Source organism: Streptomyces bambusae, assembly GCF_020532645.1.
Lineage (GTDB): Bacteria > Actinomycetota > Actinomycetes > Streptomycetales > Streptomycetaceae > Streptomyces > Streptomyces bambusae.
The window spans coordinates 1-581 of sequence record NZ_JAJAUZ010000147.1 but is presented as its reverse complement, the minus strand read 5'-3'; the positions used below and the strand labels follow the sequence as shown (position 1 = coordinate 581).

The following is a 581-nucleotide window of genomic DNA, read 5'->3' as shown; positions in this document are numbered from 1 at the left end:
CTGAAGAAGGCGCAGCAGGCCCTGAGCCGGAAGGCGAAGGGGTCGAAGAACCGGGCCAAGGTCCGTATCAAGGTCGCCCGCGCTCACGCCCGGGTGGCCGACGCGCGCAAGGACTGGTGTCACCAGACGGTTTCGAGGCTGATCCGCGATAGCCAAGCGGTCTACCTCGAAGACCTGTCGGTCTCCGGCCTCGCGCGTACTCGCATGGCCAAGTCAGTCCATGACGCCGCGTGGAGCATGTTCCGGCGCGTTCTGGAGGAGAAAGCCGCCCGACACGGACGGCACGTCAGCACCGTCTCGCGGTGGCTGCCGTCGTCCCAGACGTGTTCGGTGTGCTGGGTCGTGGACGGGAAGAAGCCGTTGCACGTGCGCACCTGGCGATGCGGGAGCTGCGGTACTGAGCATGATCGTGACCTCAATGCATCGCGTGTGATCCTCGCCGCCGGACAGGCGGAGAGGCTAAACGCCCCTGGAGGGCCGGTAAGCCCTGGAGTGGAAATCCCACGCCAGGCACGGCCCGTTGAACGGGGAACCCACCCGAAGTCCCAGCCGGTGACCACCGGCAGGCAGGCGGGAGTCCC

The 581-nt window shown here is 67.1% G+C and carries 1 protein-coding gene; it reads left to right on the top strand.

Annotated features, from left to right (window positions below; translation table 11 throughout):
* A partial coding sequence (locus LG634_RS37570) for an RNA-guided endonuclease InsQ/TnpB family protein (RefSeq protein WP_226741040.1) occupies positions 1-581 on the top strand: 581 nt, incomplete at both ends.